Genomic DNA, 15,075 nt, shown 5'->3' on the forward strand with positions numbered 1-15,075 from the left:
ACCCGTTACGACAAACTCGCACTGACCTACCGTGCCGGTGTTGTCCTCTACGCCGTCGTCATCTGGCTACGCCAATAAGGAGACACGCCCTAGGCGAAGTCGGAGACTGCCGGGTCCGCGCCGATGCGGCCGGCACCTTCCGCTGAGTTGTCGAGGCCGTTGATGGCCTGCACGTCGGTTTCGTCCAGGCTGACATCCAGCGCGGCGTAGTTCTCGCGGATTCGTGATTCAGTCACGGACTTGGGGATGACCACGTTGCCGACGGCCAGGTGCCAGGCGATGACCACCTGCGCCGGAGTGGCGTTGTGCTTGGCCGCAATCTGGCCGATGACAGCGCTTTCCAGCAGCTCGCCACCCTGGCCCAGGGGGGACCACGCCTGGGTGAGGATGCCCTTGGAGGCATTGAACTCGCGCAGGTCAGCCTGGTTGAAGAAGGGGTGCAGTTCCACCTGGTTGATGGCCGGTACCACGCCGGTCTCGTCGATCAGGCGTTGCAGTCCTTCCTTGGTGAAGTTGGAGACGCCGATGGTCTTGACCCGTCCCTGCTTCTGCAGCTCGATCAGGGCCTTCCAGGTGTCCACGTACTTGTCCTGCTTCGGCTGCATCCAGTGGATCAGGTACAGATCAAGGGTCTCCAAGCCCAGGCGCTCCATGGATTCGTCAAACGCCTTCAGCGTGGACTCATAGCCCTGGTCCGCGTTCCACAGTTTGGTGGTGATGAAGATTTCTTCAGGCTTGAGCCCGGAGCGCTTGATCGCCCGGCCCACCCCGGCTTCGTTGCCGTAGATCTTGGCGGTGTCGATGTGGCGGTATCCGGCTTCAAAAGCCTGGGCAACCACCTTTTCGGCGACGTCGTCTTCGACCTGCCACACTCCATAGCCCAGCTGGGGGATGGTGTTGCCGTCATTGAAAGTCAGTACCGGTGAAAAAGTCATATAACTATCCTTGCAACCGCTCCGGCATACCGCCAGTGCAAACGGCGCAGCTAAGCTAGGCGCTTAACCGGGAATTTTAGCCCCGCCCCCCGGACACCGAAGCCCCTGGCCGCAGCAAATTAGTCATTGACACCGGCCTCGGCGAGCCGGCGCTCCGCGTCGTTGACGTGCTCCACCACGGTCCGGGCACGGCGCCGCACCGATTCCGCCCCCGCCGGAACCGGGTTAAGCGCGAGTCGGAGCATAGCTGCTGCCTCGGCCGTAGTAGCCAGGGAATTCCCGGCCGTGGACAGGGCCCGGTGGACTCCGGCCAGGCGTCCCGGGATATCGAGGCCGTCGCTGGGCGATCGCCGCTGGGCCTCCGCGCAGATGGACCGGACCCGGCCCGAGAGCGCGGAGAGATCATCGGCAATGGCCACGAGCTCACCATAGAGTGCCTCGTCCTCCACTCCCTCAAGAATCTGGTGGTAGCGGTCGAGGCCCCGGATGAAGCGGTCGTGGGCGCGCCGCCAGAGACCCTTGCCGAGCTCAACGTCGTCTTTGCGGCCCTGGCGGGCAGCGCTGAAGAATCCCACAAGTGCCCTAAAGGTACTGGCCGGGACCGTGGTCCGGGTCCGCGAGGGCGGGAGACCGCGGCGTCTCCGCGCCGGGCCTGGGCACTTCGGCGCGTTGCGGCTCGCCGTTCTCTCCGATAATCACCCCGGGGGCGATCACCGTTCCGGGCGGCAGCTGGCGGAGCTGCGCCTGGGCCGCGGCGTGCTCCCGGGAGGCATGCTGGGCCGCGAGGGCAGTCTGGATGCCGTGGAAGAGGCCCTCCAGCCAACCGACCAGCTGGGCCTGGGCGATCCGCAGTTCCGCGTCCGACGGGGTGCCGTCCGCAGGAAAGGGGAGGGTGATCCGTTCCAGCTCCTCAACCAGTTCCGGCGCCAGACCGTCCTCGAGTTCCTTGATGGAGCGTTCGTGGATCTCCGCCAGCCGGATGCGCGCTGCGTCGTCGAGCGGGGCTGTCTTAACTTCATCAAGGAGCTGCTTCATCATGGTCCCGATCCGCATGACCTTCGCAGGCTGGTCCACGAGGTCCTGGAGCTGGCCGGACCTGGGCCGCGCGGTGCCTTCCAGGGGAACACCGCCGTCGGGTTCTGTTTGGTGCGGATCGCTCATGCGTTCATACTCTCACGTGCCCGGAACCACGTGCCGCACAACCGCAGAGGGCGCCGCGGGGCACTTTCGTACCCTGCGGCGCCCTCCGGTAAAGGCCGCGCCGATCAGCTCAAACTGATCAGCAGCACCTGCCCTGCGGATTGGCTTCCTGACGGTCCGTCTGGTCCCGCCAGAACTCCTTTTCAGTCATCGGCGCGGAACCGTGCCCGGCGCCGGCGTGGTGGGCCAGGTACTTTGCGTACGCATCCTCGCCCATCACCCCGCCCAGGTACCGGGCGAATCCCCGGAAGCCCGCCATGACGGCATTCATCGGACCCTCGCGCATCAGTGGTGGGCGGCCTTGGCGGTCCGCTTCTCCGCCGGCAGCTGGTCCCACTTTGACTTGAGCTCACGCTCCGCCGCGGTGGGGATCGGTCCGGCCGGAGCGAAGACGCGGGACGGCAGAGCAGGATCCTCATTGTCGCTGTTGACTACTCCGGCCTTGACGTTGCGGAACGCCTTGTACGTGGCGATGAGTGATGCGGCGATGACGATGATACTGAGCACCACGAAGATCACTGAGAGCCAGCCCTGGATAGCGGTATTGCGGATCACTGCCTCCATGGCCGGGACGGTCTTGGCTGTGCCGAAGGAGGTCTTGCCGTCCGCGAGCGCCTTGGAGAAGGCCGCGTTGTTGGCGAAGTAGCCGACCGCCGGAGTGGAAGAGAAGATCTTCTGGTAGCTGGCCGTGATGGTGACGACGGCCGCGAACGCCATCGGCAGGGCGATGATCCAGAGGTACTTGAAGGATCCCTTCTTGGCCGCAATGGCCATGCAGACGGAAAGGGCGATGGCGGCCAGCAGCTGGTTGGCGATTCCGAACAACGGGAACAGCGTGTTGATGCCACCCAGCGGGTCCGTGACGCCCATGATCAGCACAGCCCCCCAGGCCGCGACCATCACGGCGGTGGCGAGCCAGGCGCCGGGGCGCCAGGAGTGGTCCTTGAACCTGGGGACGAAGTTGCCAATCGAGTCCTGCAGCATGAAGCGCGCCACCCGGGTGCCGGCGTCGACCGCGGTCAGGATGAACAGGGCCTCGAACATGATGGCGAAGTGGTACCAGAAGCCCATCAACGCCGTGCCGCCGATGAATTGCTGCATGATGTGGGCAAGGCCAACGGCGAGGGTGGGCGCCCCGCCGGTGCGGGACACGACAGTGTTTTCGCCGACGTTCGCGGCCGTCTCGGACAGCAGGCTCGGGCTGATGTTGACGCCGGACAGTCCCAGGCTGTTGACCCAGGCGGCCGCCGTTTCCACCGTGGTGCCGGTGAGGGCGGCCGGGGCATTCATGGCGAAGTAAAGCCCGCGGTCAATGGAGATCGCTGCCACGAGGGCCATGATGGCCACGAAGGACTCCATCAGCATTCCGCCGTAGCCGATGTAGCGGGACTGGCGTTCCTTCTCGATCAGCTTCGGCGTCGTGCCGGAGGCGATCAGGGCGTGGAACCCGGAAAGAGCGCCGCAGGCGATGGTGACGAAGAGGAACGGGAACACGGCGCCAGGGAAGACCGGACCGTTGTCGCGGCTGGCGAATTCGCTGAAGGCCGGGACGGAGATTTCCGGCCGGACAACGATCACGGCGAGGGCCAGCATCACGATGACGCCGATCTTCATGAAGGTGGAGAGGTAGTCACGCGGAGCCAGCAGCAGCCAGACCGGCAGGATGGCGGCGATGAAACCGTAGATGATGAGGGCCCAGGCGATGGTGACCTTATCCAGGGTGAAGAAGGCGTCGCCCCACTCGGTGGCGGCGACGGCACCGCCGCCAATGATGGCCGCCATCAGCAGCACGAAGCCGATCAGGGAGACTTCCAGGATCTTGCCGGGGCGGAGGAAGCGCAGGTAGATGCCCATGAAGAGGGCAATCGGAATGGTCATGCCGACGGAGAAGACGCCCCACGGGCTCTCCGCCAGCGCGTTGACGACGACGAGGGCCAGGATGGCGACGATGATGACCATGATCAGCAGGGTGGCGATCAGCGCGGCGGTGCCGCCGATGACGCCGAGTTCCTCGCGGGCCATCTGGCCCAGCGAGCGCCCGCCGCGGCGCATGGAGAAGAACAGGACCACGTAGTCCTGGACGGCGCCGGCAAACACGACGCCGAAGATAATCCAGATGGTGCCCGGGAGGTAACCCATCTGGGCGGCGAGGATCGGGCCGACGAGGGGCCCGGCGCCGGCAATGGCGGCGAAGTGGTGGCCGAACAGGACGTTGCGGTCCGTCCGGACGTAGTCCTTGCCGTCGGCTTTGTACTCCGCAGGCGTGGCCCGGCGGTCATTGGGCTTGAGCAGATACCGCTCGATGACCTTCGAGTAGAAGCGGTAGCCGATCAGGTAGGTGCACACCGCGGCGAACACGAACCAGATGGCGTTGACCGTTTCGCCGCGGACGATTGCCAGCATGAACCAGGCAACGGCACCCAACAGGGAAATCGCCGCCCAGAGCGCAATTTTCGCGGGCGTCCATTTGCGGTCCTCGGCGTCGAGCACCGTCACATCCACCGCGGTGGGCGGAAGGGCCGGGTCCGGCGTGATGCCGTCGTCGACCAGTACATTCTTTGGCGTGCTATCCGGCATTGTGCCCATGTCTCCTCCTTGAGAAACCCCAGCGGGGCAAGTCCACGAACAGAAGTGCCCCAAGGCACCCTACCAAGCACGGCGATGCCTGGGTATGGCCTTGCGCCGGGCGGTCTGGAAGTGGCGACGAACGGCGCGGAAAATTCAGGCGGGCGGGCCGGTCAACTGCATGAGCCGTGCCTCGCAAAGGTCCAGCCAGCGCACCTCGGCCTCGGTTTGAAAAATCAGCGAATCCAGCACCAAAAGCCGGGCGGTGTCGGTCGGGTGCTGCTGGGACGCCATGTCACGCCGGGCCTTGGTGTACTCCTGCAGTGCCCGGATGGACACGGCACGCTGGGCGTGGATCGCGGCGCCGACGTTCACGCCGGGCAGCGTCAGCCCCAGGGCAAGTTTGATCGCCAGTTCATTGCGCGGCGGGCTGGCCCGCGGCACCGGGGAGCCGAACCAGCTGCCGACTTCTTCCCGGCCGGCGGTCGTGATGCTGTAGATCACGTGGCCTTCACCGTCCGCACCGTCCTTGCTGACCAGGCCGTCGCGTTCAAGGCGGTCGAGCGTGGTGTAGACCTGCCCGATGTTCAGTGGCCAGGATGATCCGGTGCGGTCTTCGAATTCGAGCCTGAGCTGGTAGCCATAGCGCGGCCGGTCCTGCAGGAGTGCCAGAAGGCTGTAACGGATGGACATGCTGCTCCCGGTGGGTGGCGGGACGCCAGCATACACGCGCCCCAGGACGCGTGTATACCGCGTATGGAATGACATTACCGCCACTCTCCATCGCCGGGTAATTTCGGTATGCCGCCGATGGACGACGTCGACGCCCCCGGGCGGACTACAGGGCGAGCAATACCTTGCCCACGTGGTCCCCTGAATCGAAGTAGGTGTGCGCGGCCGCGACCTGGTCCAGCGGAAACGTTTTGGCTACGAGCGGGCGGATCCGGCCGTCTGCCAGCATCGGCCAGACTGCGTCCCGGACGGCGTCCATGATCACGGCCTTCTCCTCCACGGGCCGGGGGCGCAAGGCAGTGGCAATGATTGCCGCGCGCTTGGCCAGGAGTTTGCCGAGGTCCAGCTCACCTGTGGCGCCGCCCTGCAACCCGATCACCACGAGGCGCCCATAGACTGCCAGGGCGTCCACGTTCTGCGCGAGGTATTTGGCGCCGACGACGTCGAGAATGACGTCGGCTCCCTTACCCCCGTTCTGTGCGCGCAGGCTTTCCGGGAAGTCTTCCTCGACGTAGTTGATCGCAATGTCCGCGCCGAGGAACGCCTTGGCGGTGCTGACCTTCTCCACGGTGCCCGCCGTGGTGGCCACCGTGGCACCGTAGGCCTTGGCCAGCTGGATGGCCATGGTGCCGATGCCGCCGGTGGCCCCGTGAATCAGGACCGTCTCCCCCGGCTGCAGCTGCGCCGTCATGATCAGGTTGGAGTACACCGTCGCCGCCACTTCCGGTAGCGATGCTGCCGTGACGAGGTCCACGCCATCGGGAATCCTCAGGACCTGACCCGCAGCAACGGCCACCTGCTGGGCGTAGCCGCCACCGGCCAGCAGGGCCACCACTTTGTCACCCACGGAGAACGGCTTGCTGACATTGGGGCCAAAGCCGGCGATCCGGCCGGAGACTTCCAGCCCGGGAACCTCCGAAGCGCCGGGCGGGGGCGGGTAGTATCCCTTCCGCTGCTGGACGTCGGCGCGGTTGAGGCCGGCGGCGACGACGTCGATCAGCACTTCACCGGGACCGGGCACCGGGGGCGGAACCTCGCGGACCTCCAGGACCTCGGGTCCGCCCGGCTTTGCGATGTAGACGGCCTTCATGGAGAACTCCCGATTTCTAGCGAACGTGTTACAGCCTGCGGCAGGGGGGCGCCTGTGGCACCCGGAATCTGCAACGCTTCCTTCCACAGTATGCGAAAGCAGGAACCCCGGTCCGCGGGCGCGGCCGCGGTTTTTGTCGCTGCCGACTGCCTATGAAACACTACTCGGTAGGGAAGGTTGTCCGAGCGGCCGATGGAGCTGGTCTTGAAAACCAGTGTGCGGTGACCCCGTACCAAGAGTTCGAATCTCTTACCTTCCGCGAATAATGCCCCCGGGTCAGCGCTCAGCGCGGAACCGGGGGCATTTTTGCAGGCCGGAACGCTCGAATAGCAGGCGGAGCCTTCTTTCCGGGGGCGAATCACCCCCGACGCGGACATGCCCCCGAGAGGCACGCAACAATCGAAGACCAGCCACGGGCCGTTGACGTGCGGCGTATTCCAGGAATGCCCCAAGGGTCAGGCGGGCGGTCTGGGGTAGTGGCAGCGCACATGCCCGCTCATGGCCGCTCATGGCCGCGAAAAGGACGCGCCGGCGGGTGCGGCGGCCCGGACCCCTTGAAACCGCGGCCGCTCCGGCCTACGCTTCCGGTGTTTCCTCGACAACCCACCCCGTGCGGACCGTCAGCCTCAGGCCCGCCGCAGCAGAGAAAAGGAGCCCGCAATGCCATCACCTGAGCACGCCAATGGAGCGCCGTGCTGGATCGACCTGATGACCTCCGACACGGAAACAGCGAAAGCCTTCTACGGGACACTGTTTGGCTGGACATTTGAGACCGGGGACCAGGAGAAATACGGCGGATACATCACGGCACTGAAGAACGGCCAGCCGATCGCCGGCATTATGCAGAAACAGGAGGCCCAGGCCGGGTTCCCGGACGTATGGTCCACCTACCTGCGCACGGATGACGCCAGGACGGCGGTTAAGAGCGCCGCCGAGCACGGCGGACAGGTCTACCTTGAGCCCATGGATGTGCCCGGCCAAGGCACCATGGCGATGATCGGCGACGCCACCGGCGCGGCAATCGGACTGTGGCAACCTGGCGCCATGAAGGGCTACGGCCTCGCCGCGGAACCCGGCGCCCCGGCATGGCACGAACTTTCCGCCAGGGATTATGCCGCCGCCGTGAAGTTCTATCAGGACGTGTTCGGGTGGGACACGTCCGTTCTGAGCGACACTCCTGAGTTCCGTTACACCACGCTGGGAGCCGGGGAGGCGGCGAAGGCCGGAATCATGGACGCCGCCGGCGACCTGCCTGCGGGGGTACCGTCCCATTGGGAGGTTTACTTCGCCGTGGAAAACACAGATGCCGCCGCCGATGCGGCCGTGGCCATGGGCGGCCAGGTGATCGAGGCCCCCGCTGATACGCCGCACGGGCGGCTTGCCAGCCTTGTTGACCCCACCGGAGCCATGCTCAAAATCATCGCCGGGACGGTACCGGCAGCCCCCTGACATACCGTCACTCAAGGCCGCCGGAACCCCGGCAGCCTTGGGAAAAAATGCGCAAAAAAATTACCGGCCGGGCCCTTCCCTCGGGGCTACCGGCCGGTATTCTTTTGGAGTGCCTGGCCGGGTATGGGGCCCGGCACGGTAAACCCGGCTTGCGCCGGGTGCTGCACCCATTCCGTTGCCGGGATGCCCTGTTGGTGCCCCGGCTCCGGCTGTGACGCGTTCCGCTGGGGGACGTCTCGCCGAATGCACGCCCAAGACACATCGTGTTCATTCACTCCTGTTTTGATGTGCCGGTAACTGCTTGACCAGGAGCAGGACCGGCCGGTCCGTGGCATCACCGGACACCCTCCACCCAGCCCTTACCCGGGCGCCCCAATGAGAGTTAGAGCGGATGAAACACATACCTTGGAAAACCGCGCTGGGCACAGCGCTGTCAGCGGGGCTCATCGCAGCACCGCTGGCCGCTGTGCCGGCGTTCGCCGCGGAGGTCTCCCCGGCAGCGGCTGGCACCTCGCCAGTCATTATCAACGAGGCATACCTCAGCGGCGGCAGCGCCGGCGCAACCTACAAGAACAAGTTCATTGAGCTGTACAACACCTCGGATGCACCGGTCGCCCTGGACGGCTGGTCCCTGCAGTACCGCCCCGGAACCGGCAGCACGGCACCGAGCGGCCCCGTTCCACTGAGCGGAAGCATCCCGGCCAAGGGCTACTTCCTGATTAAGGGCGGAACCAACTCCAGCGCATCGACGGCCGCTGACCTGCCGGCGGCCGATCTCACGGCCACCGGCTTCAACCCGAGCGGTACCACCGGGACGATCGTCCTGGCCAAACAGACGGCGGCGTTGAACCCCCTGGGCACCGGCTCAGTGATCGAACCGGCCAATGTCGCTGATCTGCTCGGCTATGGAACGTCCAACACCTTTGAAACGCAGGCCGCAGCGGCGCCGTCGGGCAACGCCGACGTCAAGAGCCTGAACCGCAGCAACGGCGTGGACAGCAACAACAACTCCGCAGATTTCGCCCTGAACGCGACCATCACCCCCACGGCCGCCAACGGCGGTGCCGCCCCTGTCGATCCGCCGGTTGATCCGCCCGCCGATCCCGGCCCCGTCACTCCCCCGACGGTCAAGACCATCGCCGAGATCCAGGGCAACGGCGCTGCCAGTCCCCTCGTCGGGAGCTCCGTCACCACGCGCGGCAAGGTCACCGCGGCATTCCCCACCGGAGGGTTCGCCGGCTACTACATCCAGACCCCCGGCACCGGCGGCGACCTGACCCCGGCCAGCCACTCGGCGTCGGACGCCGTCTTCGTCTTCTCGTCCGCAACGGCCGGATCCGTCCAGATCGGCGACTACGTCGAGGTAACAGGCGCGGTCAGCGAATACTTCGGCATGACCCAGGTGACCGTTGCCGCCGCGGCAGATCTGAAAAAGCTCACCGAGGCCGCGCCGGAAGTCAAGGCCACCGGCTTTGCGCTCCCGGCTGAGGAAGCCTTCCGGGAATCCCTCGAAGGCATGCTGCTTACCCCGCAGGGGCCCGTGACGGTTGCCGACAACTTCTCCCTGAACCAGTACGGCGAAATCGGCCTGGCCGGCGGAAGCACCCCGCTGGAGCAGCCCACCGCCGTCGCGCCCTTTGGTTCAGCCGAGTACACCGCCACCGTCGCCGCCAACGCCGCCCGCGGCATCAAGCTCGACGACGGCGCCACCACCAACTTCCTCAAGGACGCCACCACCAAGGCCCTGCCGCTGCCGTATCTGACGCCCGCGGAACCCGTCCGCGTCGGATCACCGGTGAGCTTCAAAACCAATGTGGTGCTCAGCTACACGAACAACTCCTGGAAGTTCCAGCCGCTGACCCAGCTGACCCCCGCCAACGCGGACGCGGTCCAGCCGATCAGTTTTGGTGCCACCCGCACGGACGCCCCGGCGGCCGTGGGCGGCAACCTCAAGCTCGCATCTTTCAACGTGCTGAACTACTTCCCCACGACCGGTGACCAGATTGCGAGCTGCAGGTTCTACACCGACCGTGAAGGCAACCCCATCACCGTCAAGGACGGCTGCAACCTCCGGGGGGCCGCCAATGCGGAAAACTTCAAGCGCCAGCAGGACAAGATCGTCACCGCCATCACCAAGTCCGGCGCCGACATCGTTACCCTGATGGAGGTCGAGAACTCGGCTCAGTTCGGCAAGAACCGTGATGATGCCCTCGCGAAGCTCGTGGAGTCGCTGAATATCGCGACACCCGGCATCTGGGATTACGTCCGCACCCCCGCCAACGCACCCCCGATGTCTGATGAAGACATGATCCGCACCGCCTTCATCTTCAAGAAAGCAGCAGCAGAGCCGGTGGGCGAATCCATCATCCACAACGACACTGCCGCGTTCGCCAGCGCCCGCAAGCCGCTGGCCCAGGTCTTCCAGCCGGTCGGCGCAAGCGAGGACAAGAAGTTCATCGCGATCGCCAACCACTTCAAGTCCAAGGGCTCAGCCGCGACCCCCGCCGACACGGACAAGGGACAAGGCGCCTCAAACCTCGCCCGCATTGCCCAGGCCCAGTCCCTGCTGGCGTTCTCCGATGAACTGCAGAAATCCAAGGACACCGACAAGGTCTTCCTGATTGGCGACTTCAACTCCTACGCCAAGGAAGACCCGATCAACGTCCTCACGGCCGCCGGATACGTCAACCAGGACGAGAAAGCCAAGAACGCCGACGGATCCGCCAAGCACTCCTACCTCTTCGGCGGTTTGGTGGGCTCACTCGATCACATCCTCGCCTCACCGGGCGCCAACGCCATCGCCACCGGCGCGGACATCTGGAACATCAACTCCGTGGAATCCGTGGCGCTGGAGTACAGCCGCTACAACAGCAACGTCACCAACTACTACGTCCCGGACCAGTTCCGGGCGAGCGACCACGATCCGGTGGTGGTGGGGCTGGATCTGCCCGTCACCCCGGCCCTCCCGGCCAGTGTGGAGCTGAACCTCCTCAACATCAACGATTTCCATGGCCGGATGGATTCGAACACCGTGTTTTTCGCGGGAACCGTCGAGAAGCTGCGGGCGGCTGCCGCTCCCGGCGCCACGGCGTTCCTGTCCGCAGGTGACAACATTGGCGCCTCATTGTTCGCCTCGGCCGTTGCCAAGGACCAGCCGACCATCGATGTGCTGAACGCCCTGGAGCTGCGCACCTCGGCCGTCGGCAACCACGAGTTCGACGGCGGCTGGGCTGACCTGCGCGACCGCATCATCGCGGGCGGAGCCAACGCCAAGTTCCCGTACCTGGGCGCCAACGTTTACAAGAAGGGCACCACCGAGCCGGTCCTGCCGGAATACACGGTGCTCGACCTGAACGGCATCAAGGTCGCCGTGATCGGAACTGTCACCCAGGAAGTGCCCTCACTGGTCACCCCCGCCGGCATCGCCGACCTTGAGTTCGGTGACCCTGTCGCGGCCATCAACCGCGTCGCCGCGAAGATCAAGACGGACAAACTGGCCGACGTGATCATCGTGGAAAACCACGACGGCGCCGGCTCCGGCACGCCCGAGGGCTCCACCCTGGCACAGGAAGTCGCTGCCGGCGGCCCCTTCGCCAAGCTGGTCACCGAGGTCACCCCGGACGTTGCGGCGATCTTCAACGGCCACACCCACAAGCAGTACTCCTGGGACGCACCGGTCCCCGGTGTTGAGGGCAAGACCCGCCCGATCGTCCAGACCGGCAACTACGGCGAGTTCATCGGCCAGATCCAGCTGACCATCGACACGAAGACCATGTCGGTGACCGGCTACAAGGCCGGCAACGTCAAGCGCACCACCACCGCGGACCAGCCGGCCGCCGACCTCGTGGCCACATATCCCCGGGTCGCAGCCGTCAAGACCATCGTCGATAAAGCCCTGGCCGACGCGGCGGTCGTCGGCAACCAGCCGGTTGGCAAGGTGAGCGCTGATATCACCACCGCCTTTACCCCTGCCACCGCCACCACCCCGGCAACACGCGATGACCGCGGCAGCGAGTCCACCCTGGGCAACCTCGTCGCCGACTCCCTGGTCGACTCGCTCAAGGCGACGGAACTGGGCGGCGCCGAGATCGGCGTCGTCAACCCGGGCGGACTGCGCAACGAGCTCTACTACGCGCCGGACGGCACCATCACCTACGCCGAGGCCAACGCGGTCCTGCCGTTCGTGAACAACCTATGGACCACCTCGCTGACCGGCGGGCAGTTCAAGACGCTCCTCGAGCAGCAGTGGCAGACCAACCCGGACGGCACGGTTCCCAGCCGCGCCTACCAGCAGCTCGGCCTGTCCAAGAACGTCAACTACACCTACGACGCCGCCCGCGCCGCCGGTGACCGGATCACCTCGATCCGGGTCAACGGCGCATTGATCGACCCGGCAAAGTCCTACCGGATCGGAACGTTCAGCTTCCTGGCCACAGGCGGCGACAACTTCCGCATCTTCACCTCCGGAACCGGCACGAAGGACTCCGGACTCGTGGACCGCGACGCCTGGATCAAGTACCTGCAGGCGCACAGCCCGGTCGCCCCGGACTTCGCCCGCCGCTCCGTCGCTGTGGTGAACTCCACCGCCGCCGAGGTCAAGCCCGGGGAGGCCATCACCCTGGCCGTCTCCAAACTGGACCTCACCTCCCTTGGCAGCCCCGTGAACACCGCGCTGCGCGCCGAGTTCACGGCCGCCAACGGCACCGTCACGGCACTAGGCACGGTGCCGGTTACCGCCGGCGCCGCCACGGTGAGCGTTCCGGTTCCGGCCGGCGCCGCTGCCGGTACGGGCACCCTGGTGCTCACCGCCGTCGAATCCGGCACCGTCATCAAGGCAGCCGTAAAGGTCGCAGCCAGCGTCCCTGTCCCGCCGAAGTGCACCGCACCGGTTCCGCCGAAGAAGTGGTACGACGTCTTTGGGTGGATCAAGTACTCGATCGCCTGGATCCAGTACCAGAAGTGCCTGAAGGGCTAGTTTCCCGGCCCTGACCCAGTGAGCATGCCCTCCCCCGGGCCGCAGCAGTGGACATATAGCCAATATGTCCGTTGCCCGGCCCGGGCGGAGGGCATGCTCATTTGTTGGCGAGGCCTTCGCACCCAAGGACGGCCCGGGCGATCTCGTCGGCGTCCCGCAGGGTCCGCTGGCCGCTGCGGTACACCGGTCCGTTCTTTGGCCGGGCCTCGGCCGCGATCGCGATGCCCCACTGCACGGCGGACAGCTGCAGCCCCAGGACGTACAGGCCGTCGGTCACCGCGCCGGTGGCGTCCAGGGGCCGGTAGGGGTGGGATGCCACATCCAGCCCGGACGCCGGAACTGGCGTTCCTTCCGCCGTCATCATGAGCCGCGGCCGGAGCAGGCCTTCGGCGATCAGCTGTTCCAGCAGGGCTGATTCGTTGACCGCCACCCGGTTCGCGGGCGCCAGCGCCTCAACCATGGCCCCGGCAGCCACCACGTCCCCGCCGCCATCCGCGCTGTTGCCCACCCAGGGTGAGACGGCCGTGAACGTCCCGGCGCTGCGGTCCACGCCGAACTTCGGGTCCGGCCCGACGAACCGGACGACGCCGGCGCTGACCAGCGCCGCGAGCTGTTCGGCCCGCAGTGCCGGCGGCCCGCTGGCCAGGCCTTCCACGAATGCTTCGAACCAGCCCCGGAGCCCGGCGACCCACGATGCGTCGGTAATGCCCCCGTCCGCGACGACGGTCTTCAGCACCGCCCTGCCGTGGTGCAGCGCCCCGATGGTCATCTTCACCGGGTCATCTTCGCCCTGGGCGGACCGTCGGGCATCGTCGAGCAGGTAGTCGACGACGGCGTGGTCGAGTTCCGCGCGGGAGCTAAAGGACCGGCCGGCCAGCGGCGCCGCCAGACCCAGGAGATTGAGCCGGTGGGAGGGGCGGAGATGGACCGCCAGGACGGAATCCACCTGGTCCTCCCACTTCACGGCGGAATGCGCGTGCGGGCGCAGGGCCTCCTCCAGCGCTTTCAGGAATTCCCCCGGATCCGTCAGGATCGCGCCCGGTTGCGAGCGCGCCAGCGTCGAATAGTAAGCCCAGAGGGCATCGCGGTGCAGGAGGGGCCAAAGATCGTGGTCGAAGCCCGGCCGGATACCGGCTTTTTCAAATCTTGCCAGGGCACTTTCGGTGCAGTACTTCAGGACCACGGCGTCGGGGTAGTAGCCGGTGAGGGTTGCTTTCGCGCGGTACGGTGTGCCACGCCGTGACGCTGCAAAGATCAGCGGTTCACGGCCGGAAGGCAGATAGCGTAGGCCGCCGTCCTCGTTGGGCACGAACTGCCCGCCGCGGCCCTCGGTCAACTGGCCCATGGCATCGAAGAAGTTCAAACCCATCCCGCGCACCAGCACCGGCTTGACGGCCGGCACCAGCGACCAGTCGACGTCGGCAGGAACGGCCGGCGGCAGGTACAGCAGCCCCAGGTCCGCCGCCGCCGCCGCCAGTTCGCGCTGTTCGGGGTTGAGCCGGGATGCCAGGTGGCCCAGAGCGAGCACCACGGAATCAACGGTGAGCACGGCGCCGTCGGCAAGTCCGACGTCGAACCGCACGCGGGGCTCGTCCGCTTCCTCCGGGGCGGGGGCGCCGGCATGGCGGACGGACACGGCCTCCACGGCGTGGAAATCCACGGTGGCCCCGGCGGGCAGGCGGGACAGCAGCTCCTCGAGCGTGCAGCGCAGGTAGCGGCCATACAGGGCCCGGCTGGGAAAGTCGGCGGATCCAAGCCCGGACAGTTCGGCGCGCTCCTCCGCGGTGAGCGAGGGCAGGGGCTGCTCGCGCTGCTGCTCGCGCCAGCAGTCGAAGGTGGAGCCGGCCAGCGGCGCGGCGAGGTCCGGGTCCTCCGGGATAACGGTGGGGTAGAAGGACTGCGTGTTCATCAGATAGAGCCGGGACTGCCCTGGCTGCCACACGTGCCCCGGACCGGCGGGGTAGGGATCGATGACGTCGATGTGCAGGGTGCTTCCCGGACCGGAGGGCGACCAGTTGGCCAGCAGCCGCTCCAGGACGCTGGTTCCCCGGGGACCGGCGCCAATCACTGCCGTCCGGATGCTCTGCGATATGCCCACGGCATCCAGCGTATCCGCAACGGACCCGCTG

Annotated in this window: 10 protein-coding genes and 1 tRNA gene; 3 read left to right on the forward strand and 8 right to left on the reverse strand. The window is 66.4% G+C overall.

Features of this window, described 5'->3' with window-relative positions; all coding sequences use genetic code 11:
- Positions 1 to 89 precede the first annotated feature (89 nt).
- From RCH15_RS11030 to RCH15_RS11060, 7 genes are all read right to left on the reverse strand, one after another.
- Positions 90 to 935: an aldo/keto reductase gene (locus tag RCH15_RS11030; RefSeq protein ID WP_326960711.1), complete on the reverse strand. Its 846-nt coding sequence runs from the start codon at positions 933 to 935 to the stop codon at positions 90 to 92.
- 119 nt (positions 936 to 1,054) lie between these two features.
- On the reverse strand, positions 1,055 to 1,510 hold the full coding sequence (locus RCH15_RS11035; RefSeq protein ID WP_326960712.1) for a hypothetical protein: 456 nt from the start codon (positions 1,508 to 1,510) through the stop codon (positions 1,055 to 1,057).
- Between the two features lie 7 nt (positions 1,511 to 1,517).
- Positions 1,518 to 2,096: a bacterial proteasome activator family protein gene (locus RCH15_RS11040; RefSeq protein ID WP_326960713.1), complete on the reverse strand. Its 579-nt coding sequence runs from the start codon at positions 2,094 to 2,096 to the stop codon at positions 1,518 to 1,520.
- Positions 2,097 to 2,214: 118 nt separating this feature from the next.
- On the reverse strand, positions 2,215 to 2,406 hold the full coding sequence (locus RCH15_RS11045; protein WP_326960788.1) for a YbdD/YjiX family protein: 192 nt from the start codon (positions 2,404 to 2,406) through the stop codon (positions 2,215 to 2,217).
- Positions 2,407 to 2,420: 14 nt separating this feature from the next.
- Entirely contained in the window at positions 2,421 to 4,721 is a 2,301-nt protein-coding gene (locus tag RCH15_RS11050; protein ID WP_409017138.1) for a carbon starvation CstA family protein, read from the reverse strand.
- Positions 4,722 to 4,856: 135 nt separating this feature from the next.
- Positions 4,857 to 5,393, reverse strand: coding sequence for a PadR family transcriptional regulator (locus RCH15_RS11055; RefSeq protein WP_326960714.1), 537 nt, complete (start codon positions 5,391 to 5,393; stop codon positions 4,857 to 4,859).
- Positions 5,394 to 5,538: 145 nt separating this feature from the next.
- Positions 5,539 to 6,522, reverse strand: a complete 984-nt coding sequence (locus RCH15_RS11060; RefSeq protein WP_326960715.1) for an NAD(P)H-quinone oxidoreductase — start codon at positions 6,520 to 6,522, stop codon at positions 5,539 to 5,541.
- A gap of 171 nt (positions 6,523 to 6,693) precedes the next feature.
- Here RCH15_RS11060 and RCH15_RS11065 point away from each other — a divergent pair.
- The 3 genes from RCH15_RS11065 to RCH15_RS11075 all read left to right on the forward strand — a co-directional run bounded on the left by RCH15_RS11065 (position 6,694) and on the right by RCH15_RS11075 (position 12,946).
- Positions 6,694 to 6,781, forward strand: a tRNA-Ser gene (locus tag RCH15_RS11065).
- 401 nt (positions 6,782 to 7,182) lie between these two features.
- Positions 7,183 to 7,971 carry a VOC family protein gene (locus RCH15_RS11070; protein ID WP_326960716.1) on the forward strand — a complete coding sequence of 263 codons (789 nt, stop codon included), beginning with the start codon at positions 7,183 to 7,185 and terminating at the stop codon, positions 7,969 to 7,971.
- A 391-nt stretch (positions 7,972 to 8,362) separates the two neighbouring features.
- Complete coding sequence (locus RCH15_RS11075; protein WP_326960717.1) at positions 8,363 to 12,946, forward strand: ExeM/NucH family extracellular endonuclease; 4,584 nt, start codon at positions 8,363 to 8,365, stop codon at positions 12,944 to 12,946.
- A 97-nt stretch (positions 12,947 to 13,043) separates the two neighbouring features.
- Here the strand turns inward: RCH15_RS11075 and RCH15_RS11080 are convergent, their stop codons facing one another.
- A complete protein-coding gene (locus RCH15_RS11080; RefSeq protein WP_326960718.1) occupies positions 13,044 to 15,044 on the reverse strand; it encodes an FAD/NAD(P)-binding protein in 2,001 nt (666 codons plus the stop codon).
- Positions 15,045 to 15,075: the final 31 nt, after the last annotated feature.

The sequence above is a fragment of the Arthrobacter sp. MP_M4 genome (assembly GCF_035984855.1).
Taxonomy (GTDB): Bacteria; Actinomycetota; Actinomycetes; order Actinomycetales; family Micrococcaceae; genus Arthrobacter.